General features: G+C 62.3%; 13 protein-coding genes. 2 read left to right on the forward strand and 11 right to left on the reverse strand.

The genetic code is table 11. The features are described 5' to 3' along the window. Positions 1 to 33 precede the first annotated feature (33 nt). Positions 34 to 1,143 (reverse strand): zinc-dependent alcohol dehydrogenase, encoded by a 1,110-nt coding sequence (locus tag AC1RTB_RS01480; RefSeq protein ID WP_492876779.1) that lies wholly within the window; start codon positions 1,141 to 1,143, stop codon positions 34 to 36. A gap of 27 nt (positions 1,144 to 1,170) precedes the next feature. Here AC1RTB_RS01480 and AC1RTB_RS01485 point away from each other — a divergent pair, with 27 nt between their 5' ends. Then, positions 1,171 to 1,608 (forward strand): hypothetical protein, encoded by a 438-nt coding sequence (locus AC1RTB_RS01485; protein WP_492876777.1) that lies wholly within the window; start codon positions 1,171 to 1,173, stop codon positions 1,606 to 1,608. Positions 1,609 to 1,624: 16 nt separating this feature from the next. Here the strand turns inward: AC1RTB_RS01485 and AC1RTB_RS01490 are convergent, their stop codons facing one another. The 10 genes from AC1RTB_RS01490 to AC1RTB_RS01535 form a co-directional block, all read right to left on the reverse strand. After that, positions 1,625 to 2,671, reverse strand: a complete 1,047-nt coding sequence (locus tag AC1RTB_RS01490; protein ID WP_492876775.1) for an amidohydrolase family protein — start codon at positions 2,669 to 2,671, stop codon at positions 1,625 to 1,627. Between the two features lie 16 nt (positions 2,672 to 2,687). Next, complete coding sequence (locus AC1RTB_RS01495) at positions 2,688 to 3,554, reverse strand: substrate-binding domain-containing protein (RefSeq protein ID WP_492876773.1); 867 nt, start codon at positions 3,552 to 3,554, stop codon at positions 2,688 to 2,690. A 250-nt stretch (positions 3,555 to 3,804) separates the two neighbouring features. Continuing rightward, positions 3,805 to 4,332 carry a hypothetical protein gene (locus AC1RTB_RS01500; protein ID WP_492943784.1) on the reverse strand — a complete coding sequence of 176 codons (528 nt, stop codon included), beginning with the start codon at positions 4,330 to 4,332 and terminating at the stop codon, positions 3,805 to 3,807. Next, positions 4,301 to 4,834 (reverse strand): hypothetical protein, encoded by a 534-nt coding sequence (locus AC1RTB_RS01505; protein WP_492876769.1) that lies wholly within the window; start codon positions 4,832 to 4,834, stop codon positions 4,301 to 4,303. The genes AC1RTB_RS01500 and AC1RTB_RS01505 overlap by 32 nt, the downstream gene beginning before the upstream one ends. Positions 4,835 to 4,915: 81 nt before the next feature. Then, positions 4,916 to 5,776, reverse strand: a complete 861-nt coding sequence (locus AC1RTB_RS01510) for an NAD(P)-dependent oxidoreductase (protein WP_492876767.1) — start codon at positions 5,774 to 5,776, stop codon at positions 4,916 to 4,918. A gap of 36 nt (positions 5,777 to 5,812) precedes the next feature. Continuing rightward, on the reverse strand, positions 5,813 to 7,606 hold the full coding sequence (locus tag AC1RTB_RS01515) for a thiamine pyrophosphate-binding protein (protein ID WP_492876766.1): 1,794 nt from the start codon (positions 7,604 to 7,606) through the stop codon (positions 5,813 to 5,815). A 55-nt stretch (positions 7,607 to 7,661) separates the two neighbouring features. Then, positions 7,662 to 8,660: a Bug family tripartite tricarboxylate transporter substrate binding protein gene (locus tag AC1RTB_RS01520; protein WP_492876764.1), complete on the reverse strand. Its 999-nt coding sequence runs from the start codon at positions 8,658 to 8,660 to the stop codon at positions 7,662 to 7,664. Positions 8,661 to 8,759: 99 nt separating this feature from the next. Further along, on the reverse strand, positions 8,760 to 9,770 hold the full coding sequence (locus AC1RTB_RS01525; protein WP_492876762.1) for a Bug family tripartite tricarboxylate transporter substrate binding protein: 1,011 nt from the start codon (positions 9,768 to 9,770) through the stop codon (positions 8,760 to 8,762). A 90-nt stretch (positions 9,771 to 9,860) separates the two neighbouring features. Further along, a complete protein-coding gene (locus AC1RTB_RS01530; RefSeq protein WP_492876760.1) occupies positions 9,861 to 10,391 on the reverse strand; it encodes a tripartite tricarboxylate transporter TctB family protein in 531 nt (176 codons plus the stop codon). Between the two features lie 4 nt (positions 10,392 to 10,395). Then, positions 10,396 to 11,904, reverse strand: a complete 1,509-nt coding sequence (locus AC1RTB_RS01535; RefSeq protein WP_492876759.1) for a tripartite tricarboxylate transporter permease — start codon at positions 11,902 to 11,904, stop codon at positions 10,396 to 10,398. A gap of 143 nt (positions 11,905 to 12,047) precedes the next feature. On the opposite strand from AC1RTB_RS01535, the gene AC1RTB_RS01540 reads away from it, so the two are divergent. Further along, positions 12,048 to 13,214: a LysR family transcriptional regulator gene (locus AC1RTB_RS01540; protein ID WP_492876758.1), complete on the forward strand. Its 1,167-nt coding sequence runs from the start codon at positions 12,048 to 12,050 to the stop codon at positions 13,212 to 13,214. Positions 13,215 to 13,222 lie beyond the last annotated feature (8 nt).

A 13,222-nucleotide genomic window follows, 5' to 3' on the forward strand; every position in this document is an offset into this window, starting at 1 on the left:
CCTCCTGATGCCACGGCCAGCGTTCCGGTTCGCTCACGTCCACGGCATCAGTGACGCGTGGATGACATCGGGAATGCCTTGGCCACCGACCGACCTGATCGCCAGGTCCGCGTCCTTGAGCCCGAAGCGATGCGTGGTGATCTTTTCCAACGCAAAGCGGTTGGAGGCTATCTGCTCCAGCGCCAGCTCACAGGCACGGTAGCTGTGACCGCGCGCGCTCTTGATGGTGATCGCCTTGACGGTCAGTTTCTCCAGCGGGAAGTTCGGGAACTCCTTCATCTCTCCCTGGACAAGCAGCGTTCCGGCCTTGCGCTTCATCGCCTCGATGCCCAGCAAGATCGGGATGGTGCCGGCACCCGCCGTACAGTCGAGCGAGATGTCGACGCCCTTGCCGCCGGTGATTTCCATGATGCGGGCGAGCGGGTCTTCCTTCTGGACGTCTATGACGTAGTCGGCACCCAGAGCCTTGGCGACTTCGAGCCGGGCCGCGTCCTTGGACGTGCCCGTGACGATAATGAGCGAGGCCCCCGCCTGCTTGCAGATGACCGTCTGCGACAGCCCCTGCTGGCCCGGCCCCTGGATCAGCACGGTGGAATTATAGCCGACACCTGAATCAAACAGCGACCACTCGACACCGTTGGCCATCGGGGTGACGAGACCGGCAAGTTCGGGCGTGACGCCACGCGGTACCTGATGGACGACGGCGTTCCACGGCAGGTAGACATATTGGGCGAAACCGCCCCACAGATGCGGTGCACGTTCCGCCGAGGTGTAGCCGTAGCGGATGCCCTCGGGATTGTTGCGCCAGTCGGTGTTCTCGCAATGGCGGTACTCGCCCTTGTGGCACCATTGGCATTTGCCGCACATGACATAATGCTCGACGAACACAAGGTCGCCTTCCTTGAAACCCTTTCGGCGGGTGAACTCGCGTCCGGCCTTGGCGATGTAACCGATGTTTTCGTGACCCATGATGGTCGGCGCGTTGTTCGGCGGCGACTTGAACAGCTTGACGTCGGTGCCACAGATGCCCGCGACCTCCATCTTGAGCAGCGCGGCATCTGCGGCGATCTCCGGCATCGGGTATTCGCGCAATTCCATTCGGCTCGGGCCGGTTCTCACCGCTGCCAGGACCTGTTCGACCATTTCAAAAACTCCCAGATTTAAGCGATATTGACGTCTCGCTACGCGCCGAGCCAGTCCGGTTTTGGTTGGTCAGCAAGAGCGATCGACGGCTTCTCCGGCGGTGTCGGCCGAGCCATACTGCGCGACGGCCTGCCCGGTTCAGAGCAGGCAAAAGACCGGTCCGTAACGATGCTGAAATCTACCGCGCGCAGTACCATGCAGGCCGTCGCCTCAAGGCGCCTCAAGGCATGGACGCGGGAGCGCTTCAGCCTGAGCGAGGACGATGTCGTATTCGTCGCCGAACTGGCATGCGGCCTGCCCGGCTGTCCGCCGATCGAGACGGTCGTCAGCTTCTGGAGCACACCCGACACCCGCCATGACTTCAAGCTGTTCAAGCCGCTCGCCGAGGTGGCCGAGGATGACCTGCCGCCATACTGGATGAAGAACGCGATCATCTCGGATGGCACGGGTCTGGCCTGCTGCTGAGGCCTTGCCACGGTATTCACGACGGCACCGGCCGGCCGGGATGGCCGCGCGCGGCAAGCTGGCCGTCGAGGCGCGGGTAGACGCGCCGCGCATTGCCCTCGAAGATCTTGTAGCGTTCGTCGTCGGTCAGGGCGCTCAGTTGGTCGACGTAGCGCTTGGTGTCGTCATAGTGGTGGCCGGTCTCGGGATCTATGCCCTTGACCGCGCCGAGCATCTCCGATGCGAACAGGATGTTGTCGATGGGCACCACCTTGGCCATCAGTTCCACGCCAGCGAGGTGATAGACGCAGGTGTCGAAAAAGACGTTGCCCAACAGGTGCTCGGAGAGCAGCGGCTTCTTCAGTTCCTGGGCTAAACCGCGATAGCGTCCCCAGTGGAACGGCACCGCGCCGCCGCCATGGGGAATGACGAATTTCAGCGTCGGAAAATCTCTGAACAGATCGCCCTGCAGCAGCTGCATGAAGGCCGTCGTGTCACCGTTGATGTAGTGCGCGCCGGTGTGATGGAACGCAGGATTGCAAGACGACGACACATGGATCATCGCCGGCACGTCGAGGGCGCAGAGTTCCTCGTAGAGCGGATACCATTGCCGGTCGGTCAACGGCGGTTCGGTCCAGTAACCGCCCGACGGATCCGGGTTGAGATTGACACCGACGAAGCCGAGTTCGGTGACGATGCGGCGCAATTCGGGAATGCAATTCCCGGGTGCCGCGCCCGGGAACTGCGGCAACTGGCCGACAGCGGCGAAATTGTCGGGCAACAGGGTGCACACGCGGTGGATCAAGTCGTTGGAGAGCGTGCTCCACTGCAGGCTCGTCGCCTCGGTGCCGACGTGGTGGGCCATGCCCGCAGCGCGCGGGGAGAAAATGGTGAGGTCGCTGCCGCGCTCCTTCTGGAACTTCAGCTGCGGTTCAACCGATTTCAGCAGCATCTCGTCGGTGATGCCCAGATCGGTCGTCATCGGCCGTCGCGCTGGGTCAGCCAACCCGGCAAGCTGCTTGTCCCTGAACAGGTGCAGCGCCTGCGGCTCGGTGGTGTAGTGGCCGTGAATGTCGATGATCATGGCAAGCTCGCGCTGGTCAGACGGGTTCAAAAAGTTCGTCAACGCTGTAGACGCGCGGTGTGATGAGCTGGTCGGCGGAATAGTCGAGCAGCAGCTGCAGCGAGCCGCGGTTCGCCGCAAGGCCATAAGGCGGCGGCGGTTCAGCACCGGCGCCGGTAGCGATCCGCCGGGCCTGCTCGAACATTTCCATCAATTCATGGGCCAGCCAGGGATGATCCCTCAGCAACCGGGTCTTGACCGACAGGATGTGGTTGACCGGCCAGTGCCCCGTCCTGCCGATCCAGGCACGGGCCGCAGCCTCGGCGTCGGGCACCACCGTGCGAATGCCGGACGGATCGACCTCGCGCTCGCCCATGATGGCCGCAAGCTCGCCCGCCATCATCAACTGGCGCAGGCCGAGCGGCGACTGGTTGCGCACGGCATGCGGCGGGTCGACATATTCCGCGACATGGGCATCCTCCATTGTGACCCAGGTGATGCTGTCGAGGGCAACGCCGTACTCCTGCTTGAGCACGCCGCGCACCCACACGCCGGAGGTCTGGCCATAGGCGCGTACGCCGACCTTGGTTCCGTCGAGGTCGCGCGGGCCACGCAGGGTCGAGCCCGACGGGCACACAAGGTTGGTATGCGGCAGCCGGCCCCACAGCGGAATGGCGAGGCCGCTGATCGGCTTGCCATGGTGATGCGCTAAAAGATGATTGACGACGGCCATCTCCGAGACATCGAGGTCGCCGCCGCGCACCATGTGGCGAAACGCCTTGGGCAGCGGCTCGAATTCGACGAATTCGAGCCTCACCCTGTCGGAAAAGACGCTCCCGTCCTTCAGTGGCCGGACATGGTCATGCTGGCCGAGAGCGGTCCTCAACACCAAGCGATCGCTCAAGCTCTCCTCCCCGTACATTTCATCGGCGGCCGGTACGCCGCGCGTTCACGCAGGCGCCATACCGGCCGCCAGCCGACAATCGCCCTCCCCCCTCAGAAATTGCGATATCGACGTTCTGTTATATGGAACAATGTTCCCAATTAGTGGGATACTACAGCCGGGCATTTCGCGGTCAAAGACCCTGATCCTTTGGCACCAAGCCATCCGCGGCTTGGCTCACCATCAGGGCGCCGGCACCATTGGTGAACGCTCAGGAGATGGCAGCAAGAAGCAATGCCGTCAGCCCCGCGGCGATCAATGGCAACGGCAGCGACGAGGCCAGGCGGATCGCCGAGAACCTCAGCCCCATCAAAGGTATCTCGTAGATAATGACGCGGTGTATGGCGAACACCGACCAGGCTGTCAGTAGCGTGATCAGTTGCACGATGCCGGCGCCCGCTTCATGCAGGACCACCACAAGGGGAAAGGAAATGATCGGACCGGCCGGGATGAAACCGCCGACCAGCATGGCCAGCAACACGCCATAAGAACCAGAATCCGCGCCGATATGTTCAGCCACCAGCCCGCTTGGGATGAGGCGGGCGGCAAAGCCAGCGGTGAGCACGGCAACAGCGATACGCGGCAAGACGCGCAATGCACGCGTGCCGGCCTTGCCGGCAGAATCCCACGCAGCCGCTCTGCCGTGCCGGCGCCAGACGAGAGCGCCTAAAACAGCGGCAAGCCCCCACAGAATGGCCGTGCCGATGTCAGTCAGCCGTGCCTCCTCCCTTTCGGGCACGCGTCTGCAACTGAGCAAGTGTACCGGCGACGATCGACAGCGGAGCGGAGGCGAGAAACCGAATGATGGCAAACTCCGCGCCCATCAGCGGCACCTCCCACATCAGGATTCGCTGCAGCCCAATGGTGGTCCAGGCCGTGACATAGGCAACGAGGCCGCTGATGCCCGTGCCGCCATCACGCAGCACTGTGACCAGCGGGAAAGATGTCATCGGACCGCCCGGCGTGACCGCGCCTGCCGCTGACGCGATCGCCATGCCTTTCAACCCGCTTTCTTCGCCAACATGGCGGGCAAAGAAACTTGGCGGCAGCAGCACCTGCACAAATGCAGCCACCAGCAACGCCGCTCCCAGCTTGGGGATCAGGAAGCCGACCATGGCGGCGTCCGCCGACAGCGCTCCCGTGAAGGCGTCGACCCCAAGCTTGAAATAGCAGGCGGCGCCGGTAACCAACGCCAGGGCGGCGAAAATGAAAAAAGAGCGGTCGAACGCTTCCCTTAGCACGTTTTTCCCTTCAGGTCGGGATAGATGGCGACACCAGCCATCGGACCGGTTCCACGCAGGAAACTGGCAGCCGTTGCAAGATCAGCCAAGCCCGCCCTCGGCCGGTGTCAGCGGGCGGATCGTGCGCCCGAGATAGCTCGCTTCCGGTCCGTAGAGCAGTGCCTTCACATCGTCGGCGCACAGGCCCTTGATGAGTTGGTCGACTTGCCCGGCCAGCGGCAGAAGCAGCCCTGCTTTCTGGGCGAGATCCAGCGTCAGATCCATGTCCTTTTCCTGCCAGGTGAACCTTGTCGTATCCCAGCGCCGCAATGTCCCGTTGGTGCCCGGACATTCCAGCAGCACTTCGCGCATGCGCTGCGCATCGATGCCGTAGCGCTTGGCAATCAGCAGGGTTTCGAAATTCGCGACACAGTGCACCCAGTGCAAAAGGTTGTTGCACGCCTTGGCCACCTGACCAGCGCCGACCGGGCCGACACGAACCACATCGCGGCTATAGCTCATCAGCACCAGGCGGATCCGCTCGATGTCTGCTTCCTCACCGCCGCAAAGGGAAAGCAAGGTGCCGGCCTTTGCCCCCGAGGCGCCATAAACGACCGGCGCATCGACGAGCCGTTTGCCTTGCGCAGCTATGGCGGGTGCAAGGCTTCGAACAGTCTCGGGACTGATAGTTGCCGCGACCACGATCGTTGCGCCTGCCGCTGCGCGCGCCGTCAGTTCTTCGGCCACGGTCCGCACCTGATCGTCAGTGGCGACCACCAGGATGAAAACCTCTGCCACGTCCGCAAGATCGGCAAGGCTGTCGCAGGAGCCGATGCCACGATCCCGGGCCATGGCGAGGCGCATCGGATCGACGTCGAACGCCGAGACCTCGAAGCCCTTGTCCAGGATGTGCCCCGCCATTGCGAGTCCCATCTCGCCAGCGCCGACGACCCCCACCTTCATGCTTTTTCTCCGGTCTTTGCGGCTGCCATTTCCGGCCTATCCCGCATATTGGGTGATCGTGTCGATCAGCGCGGGAACGCCGCTCTTGACCTTGGCGATGGCCCGGTCGAGCGCGCCGGCGATGTCATCAGGATTCTCGATCGGCCCTTCGGCATACCAGCCAAGACCACGCGCCAGCGTGGCAAAGTCAGGGGCCGGGTCCATGATATCCATGCCGATATAGGCGCGCTCGACCGGCGTGCCGCGCTGCCGCGCGATGGTGATCTGATGCTCCCAGTCGTTGTAGTAGGCCCGGTTGTTGTGCATCACGCACAAGAACGGCACCTTGTGCTTGGCGGCGAACCACAAGGCGCCGACGTCAAACATCAGGTCGCCATCGGTCTGGCAATCGACGACCAGCCGCCCGGTGCCGCGATGCGCCAAGGCGACACCGGTCGCCATGCCGATCTGCGTGCCGGTGCCAAGTGCCCGTCCGGGCCAGCGATAGGGCCGGTCGAAATCCCACAGTTTCGGAGCCCAATCCTCAAAGGCATTGGTGGTCAGCACCCAATCTTCGTGCCTGATCTTGTCCCACACTTCGCTCGCAAGCCTGGGCAGGGTGATCGGACGTGTGTTCCAGTTGTCCAGCGCCTCCTCACGCCATGTCGCCCGCTGGGCGTCATGCATGGCCGCGACGGCATGGGCACGTTCGACAACGCGCTTGCCGAGCCGCGGATCCGCCTTGATCCGGTCGGCGCAGAGCCTGGTCAGTGCGGGAATGGCAAGTGCGGTGTCGGCCAGCACACGATGCGCGCATTCGGGAAACTTCTGGTAATCCGTTGCCCATTTTGAGATTTCGACATCGGCGAAACCGATATCGAGCCACTCGCAACCTTGGGGATAGAGCGGCTTCAAGGTGCGGTTGACGCGGTCGTTGACATGGGTGGGCCGCTCCCAGTCCCGGCAGTCGAGCAGCGTGATGAGGTCGGCCTTGCCGAAAACCTCCTTGTTCATGCGCATGTCGAGCGGATGTTCGGTCGGGAAGTTGAGCCGCCACTGCGTGTCGACAACGGGTGCCCCGAGCGTTTCGGCGAGGCCAACCATGTCGGAATAGCCATTGGCGTCGCGGCCGACGAATTGCGGCAAAAGCACCGGCCATTCGGCGGCGACCAGCCTGTCCGCAGCCTCGGCAAGGGCAGCCGGGTCCGGCGCGATGCGGCTTGGCACCTTGGCCGACGCCGGATCGGGCAGAACCATCGGCGCCTCAAGCGGCGCTTCCTGAAGGGCCGCGTCGTAGCACATGTAGATCGGACCTTGCGGCTCGGTCATCATGATCGAATAGGCGCGGGCGAAACTGTCGACAACGCCGTCGATGCCGCCCGGCTGATAATCCCATTTGACGTAGTCACGGATCTGGGTGCCCTGGACATTTGCGGTGTGGGCCCAGTCGACGCGTGGACGCCTTTTACCCTCGTCCATCGGGCCGGTGGCGCCGATGACAAACACCGGGGCACGGTCGGTATAGGCATAATAGATGCCCATCGTCGAATGCAGCAGGCCAACCACATTGTGCACGATGACGGCGAGCGGCTTGCCCGTCGCCTTGGCGTAGCCGTGGGCGATCTGCACCGCGATCTTCTCGTGCTGACAAACCAGCATCGGCGGGTTGTCGCCATTATGGTTGACGAGAGAATCGTGCAGTGCCCGGTAACTCGCGCCGGGGTTCAGCGTGATGAAGGGAAAGCCATATTGCTTGATCAGGTCGGCAATGACATCGGATTGCCAGCCAAAGGCTGCGGCTGCCTCGTCATCTGTGGCGGCTGACGGCTCTTTGTCGCGTTTCTGATGCATGTTGCCCCCGGCTCTCGGTGAGGAAAAGCCGCCGGCTCCTTGGCCGGCGGCGCGGTTACTTCTTCTTCGTCGCTTCCTTGAGGAAGGCCACAAGGTCTGCCGGCTGGTCGAGCGCCTTGATCACGGCATCGCCAACCACCTGCCCGGCCAGCGGATCGACCGGAAGTCGCAGCGATTTGGCCTTTGCGACGAACTCCGGGTCGGCAGTCGCCTTTGCATAGGCTTCGCGCAGCGCTGCCAGCCGGTCCTCGGGAATGCCCGCTGGCCCAGCGGTCAGGCGCGCGATACTCGCCTGGGACTGGATCAGGGCCACGGCCTTTTTTGCTTCTTCATTCGTGGCAAAGTCGGCCAGTTGCGGAACGTCGGCGTCGGTTCCGCCAATCTGTGCGATGAAGCGGCCATGGCCTTCGTCGACGAACTTCTGGAATGTCGAGCGGAAGCCGACAACGCCCTTGACCTCGCCTCGCCGCATGGCGAGCTGGTCTTCGTTGCCGCCATAGCCGTCGACGACCTGGATCGGCAGGCCAAGCGCCTTGATCAGCATCAGGGTTTCGATGGCCGATGCGCTGCCAACGCCAGCCGTGGCGAATTTCACCGGCTCCTTAGTGTCACGCAACTGCTCGAAGGTTTCGATGCCGGAATCCTTGGAGACGACGAAGACCCTTGGATCGGAGGAAACCTTGCCGATCCAGGACATCTTCGTCAGGTCGAACCTGACCCCGGAATCGCCGGTCAGCTGGCCGTAGATCAAACCGGTGTTGAAGGTGCCCATCGTCAAGCCGTCAGGCTCCGACGCGTAGATGTAGTTGGTGCCGATCAGATGTCCCGCACCTGGCATGTTCTGAACGATGAAGGTCGAGCCCGGCAGGTATTTCTGCATGAACTCAACGACGAGCCGACCGTTCGTGTCGTAGCCACCACCCGGATCGGTCGCGACGATGTAGCGGATTGTCTTGCCGTTGAAAAACTCGGCGCCTGATTGAGCCGAAGCCGGCCCAAGCACAGTCAGCAACATTACCCCCACCGCAGCGATGCGGTTAGATACGCAGTTCATCGATTTTTCTCCGAAACGGTTTGCCTGGCAGACGACCATGTCGTTGCTAACCACAGTGGCCGGCAGTTCGTGCCGGCCACTGATCGGTGCAAAGGGCGGTCAGTCTTTCTTTTTCTTCAGCAACGTCTTCAGGAACGCAACGGTCTCGGGCGTTTGGTCGAGAGCATGCACGACAACCTCCTTGACCCCATCTCCGACCAGCGGCTCGATCGGAAGGTCGAGGGACTTGGCCTTTTCGAGGAAAGCAGGGTCGGTGGTCGCGGCGGCATAGGCGTCGCGCAACGCCTTGAGGCGGTCGTCGGGAATCCCGGCCGGCCCGGCCGAAAGGCGCGAGATATCGCTCTGTGCCGCCACAAGCGCGATCGCCCGCTTGGCGTCTTCCTTGTCGACAAGCGACGACAGTTGCGGAACGTCGGTCTGGGATCCGCCGATCTGGGCGATGAAGCGGCCATGCCCCTCATCGACGAATTGCTGGAACGACGAGCGCGAACCGACGATGCCCTGGACCTCGCCGCGACGCATCGCCAACTGGTCGTCCTTGCCGTTGTAGCCAGTGATGATCTTGACCGGCAGGCCGATTGAATTCACCAGCATGGTGGTCTCGATCGTCGACGCGCTGCCGACGCCGGCGGAGGCAAACTTCACCGGTTCCTTGAGCGCCTTCAACTGCTCGAAGCTCTCGATGCCGGACTCCTTGGAGACCACGATCACGCGCGGGTCGGACGCTACCTTGCCTATCCACGACATCTTGCTGAGATCAAACTTGATGCCCGGATCGCCGGTAAGCTGGCCATAGATGAGGCCGGTATTGAAAGTGCCGAAGGTGAGCCCGTCCGGTTCGGAAGCGTAGATGTAGTTGGTGCCGATCAGATGGCCCGCACCGGGCATGTTCTGGACAACGAAGGTCGAGCCCGGCAGATGCTTTTGCATAAACTCGGCGACCAGTCGGCCATTGGTGTCATAACCGCCGCCCGGGTCGGTGGAGACGATGTAGTTGACCGTCTTGCCCTTGAAAAAATCCGCTCCTTCATCGGCGGTAGCGGCCCCAGCCAGCAGGCCGAAGACTGCCGCCGTGCCTAACCCGAGAAGTCGCTGCGAAAAGCTCGACATAAAATTCCTCCCGTTTTTGTTTCCCATTGATCGGAGCCCCCTGAATGCTCCGATTTGCCGGCGCCATCTGACGACCGGCGTCGCGGTGCATCAAAGGCCCAGCGCTTTTGTTATGGCTGGCGTCAAGAACCCCGGATGCAGGCGAAGCTGAAGAAGCAGGCTGAAGAGCGAATAGAGGATGAGGGTCGCCCCACCTCCGAAAAGAAGGGCATTGCGCCAGCTGACCTCTGCTTCGCGGTGCAGGTACGTCACCAGCATCAGCGGGACGGCGACGTAGTAGCCGAATGCCAGCAGCACAGCGACGAAGCCGACAAAATAGGCCCACATGACCAGTTCGCGCGACACCGTGTGCGGACCGAATTCGGCCTCTTCGATTGCGGTTTCCACCGCCTGCACATCGGCTGGACGTCCTGCCTTGGGTGCGCGGCGAAAGTGATGGGCGATCCCGCCCTCTGCCTGGTAGGCGTCGAGAAGAAGCTGCAGCAGGCAAAGGCCAACGCCCGGAATTCCAACGATGAGGGGCATGAACCTGGCGTCCGCAGGAAACTGCGTGGCGATCGCCACCATCGTGGTGAAGATGGCCAACATCAGGACCGTGAACCAAGAGCTAAAGTTGTTCATTGGCTCAGCCTCCAAACTGCACGCTGTGCCGGCGCGGGCGAAGATTGCGATAGATTGCGTATCCCATCAGCGCGACGATCATCGTGATGAGCACCAGCGACATCGGCCGCAGGAAGAAGCCATAGCCCCAGAGTTGAAGCGCCTGGTTGAGCGAGGCTTCGGCGTTGCCGCCGAGCACGAGACCGATCACGAAGGGCGCGCGCGGCCAATTGGCGCGCAGGAAACCGTAGCCGATGGCACTGAACAGCACCAAAACGACGAGGTTCTGCCACTGGGCCTCGGACACGTAACAACCAAGCGTCACAAAGACGAGGATGAAGGGCACGAGATATTTGCCGTTGACGAAGGTAAGCAGCGCGACCCATCGGCAGACCACCAGCAAGATGGCAACGGCCATCAGATTGCCGACGATGAGGGCCCAGATCAGGGTCCAGACAAGATCGAGATGCTCCGTCACCATCAATGCGCCCGGCTGGATGCCAAGGATCAGGAAAGCGCCGAGCAGCACGGCCATGCCGGAACTGCCGGGAATGCCGAAGAACAGCGTCGGCAACAGCGATCCGCCTTCCTTGCCGTTGCTGGCGGTCTCCGGCGCAATGACACCTTCGATCGCCCCCTTGCCGAAACGCTCAGGCGTTTTCGAGCTTTGCACCGCATGGCCGTAGCAAAGCCACGCCGCCGCCGAGCCACCAAGGCCGGGGATCATACCGATGATGGCGCCGATGACCGATGTGCGCACGACCAGCCACCAGTGGCGCGGCACTTCCATGACGCCGGAAAACAGTTGGCGATAGGAGAAATTCTTGTCTTCCGCTGCCGCCGAAGCGATCGACCCGCCCTTGGTGCCCAGGGCGATCATTTCGGGCACAGCGAACAGCGCAAGCACCGCCGTCACCACGCTGACCCCGTCCCACAGGAACAGCATGTCGCCGGCATAGCGCGGGGTGCCGGTCTGAGGATCCATGCCGATGGTGGACAGCATCAGGCCATAGAAGCCGACGATCAGCCCTTTGACGATCTTGTCGCCACTGGACAGGAAGGCAATGAAGCTGATGCCGAGCAAGGCGATCAGAAAGAATTCCGCCGGGCTGAACTGCAGGATCAGCGGTTCAAGGATGGGAATCATGACGGCGAAGACGACGGCACCGATGATGCCGCCGACGCCGGACGCGGTGATACTCGCGCCCAATGCGCGTGCCGCCTGCCCTTGTTTGGCAAGCGGATAACCATCGAGCGTGGTCGCGGCATCGTCGCCGTCGCCGGGAATGCCGAACATGATGCTGGAAATCTGGCCGCTGGTGCCGTTGACGGCATGCATGGTCAGCAGAAACACCGCGCCGGCAACCATATCCATGCCGTAGACGAACGGGATGGCCATGGCGATGGACAGCTTGCCACCGATACCGGGCGTGACCCCAACCAGCAGGCCGAACACCACGGCCAGTAGCATAAGCCCCATGATATGCGGGCTGCTCAGCAGGCCGTAGAGCGACCCAAACATGGTCTGAATCATAAGTGTTCCCAATCCTCCTCATTGCGAACCGTGCCTTTGCGGCTTCTGGTTCGCTGCTGCCGCGCCGGCCTGTTTGAGACCGTAAACGACAACCGCCGATCTTGTGTCGGCCAGGTCCCCACATTGGAGGCCATCGCATTAGCTTGTCCAAAACAAATAATGCTGGCGAGCCCTGCGGTTTTCGAGTTGGCGGCAAACCGTCATCCAGCACTCCGGATATGGCAATCGCCTGCGGAACATGCCGCCGCACGGATATCCGTGTGCCAGGCAGACAATTTTTGGCTTGGAGACGTGCCGGCAAGACCAATATGGTATTTCAGATATCTCGGGAGGATATAGGAATGGATCTGAAAAGCCTGCGGCTCTACCTCGCTGTGTTGGAGCACGGCAGCATCACCAAGGCATCCGACAGCGTCCGCGTGGCACAGCCCGCGCTTGGCCTGCACATCCGCAAACTGGAAGAGGAATTGGGGCTCACCTTGCTTGAACGGCATTCGCGCGGCATCCGCGCGACTGAGGCAGGATCGCTGCTCGCCAAGCATGCGGAAGTCATCCTCCGCTACGCCGACGAGGCCAAGCTTGAGCTTACAAGTTATGCCAAGGTGCCGAGCGGCCATGTCAGCATTGGGCTGACGCCAAGTGCCCGCGAGGCGGTCGCCGTCGAACTGGTGGACCGGGTATCGCGCGATCTGCCAGAGGTGCAGCTTACGGTCAAGGAAGCGTTGAGCGAGACACTCGTCGAGTACCTCCTCAACTTCCGCGTCGATGCCGCCCTTGTCTACAATGCCCGCGAAGGCGGAGACCAGTTGGTCTTCGAACCGCTCGCCACCGAAAGCATGTACTTTGTCTACCCGCTGTCGGAGGGCGTGCGCGAAGGCGACACCATCACCTTGGCCGAAGTCATGCAACACCGTCTGATCCTGCCGACCCGCCCACATCTTGTGCGCACGGAGATGGATCGGCTGGCCGCCAACATTGGCGCATCACCCCATATCGTTCACGAGATCGACTCCATGGCCGCCATTCGCGATTTCGTCAGCCGCGGCCTGGGGTGTTCGGTGATGCCGAGAGGCGCACTGTCAAACTCAGCTTACAAGGACACGCTGGGCAGCCAGCTCGTCGTCGATCCACAGATCAAGCGAATCCTGCATCTGGCCTATTCGCGCAGGCGATCCATTTCCAAAGCATTTTCGGCAGCAGTGGATGCGCTGAGATCAGTTGTGGAGGTCGAGCGCGCGCGGCCCGACGGTCAATGGCAGCGTCTGGAGACCCAAACACGCATCAGCCGCGTGCTCGCGGCCACCGACTGAAATCGGCG

The sequence above is a fragment of the Aminobacter sp. GW821-FHT11F06 genome, from assembly GCF_058808215.1.

What these genes read in the sequence shown, in the direction of transcription:
- AC1RTB_RS01480 (WP_492876779.1), bottom strand. Translation starts at nt 1,143, where the DNA reads ATGGTCGAACAGGTCCTGGCAGCGGTGAGAACCGGCCCGAGCCGAATG.
- AC1RTB_RS01490 (WP_492876775.1), bottom strand. Translation starts at nt 2,671, where the DNA reads ATGATCATCGACATTCACGGCCACTACACCACCGAGCCGCAGGCGCTG.
- AC1RTB_RS01510 (WP_492876767.1), bottom strand. Translation starts at nt 5,776, where the DNA reads ATGAAGGTGGGGGTCGTCGGCGCTGGCGAGATGGGACTCGCAATGGCG.
- AC1RTB_RS01515 (WP_492876766.1), bottom strand. Translation starts at nt 7,606, where the DNA reads ATGCATCAGAAACGCGACAAAGAGCCGTCAGCCGCCACAGATGACGAG.
- AC1RTB_RS01520 (WP_492876764.1), bottom strand. Translation starts at nt 8,660, where the DNA reads ATGAACTGCGTATCTAACCGCATCGCTGCGGTGGGGGTAATGTTGCTG.
- AC1RTB_RS01525 (WP_492876762.1), bottom strand. Translation starts at nt 9,770, where the DNA reads ATGTCGAGCTTTTCGCAGCGACTTCTCGGGTTAGGCACGGCGGCAGTC.
- AC1RTB_RS01530 (WP_492876760.1), bottom strand. Translation starts at nt 10,391, where the DNA reads ATGAACAACTTTAGCTCTTGGTTCACGGTCCTGATGTTGGCCATCTTC.
- AC1RTB_RS01535 (WP_492876759.1), bottom strand. Translation starts at nt 11,904, where the DNA reads ATGATTCAGACCATGTTTGGGTCGCTCTACGGCCTGCTGAGCAGCCCG.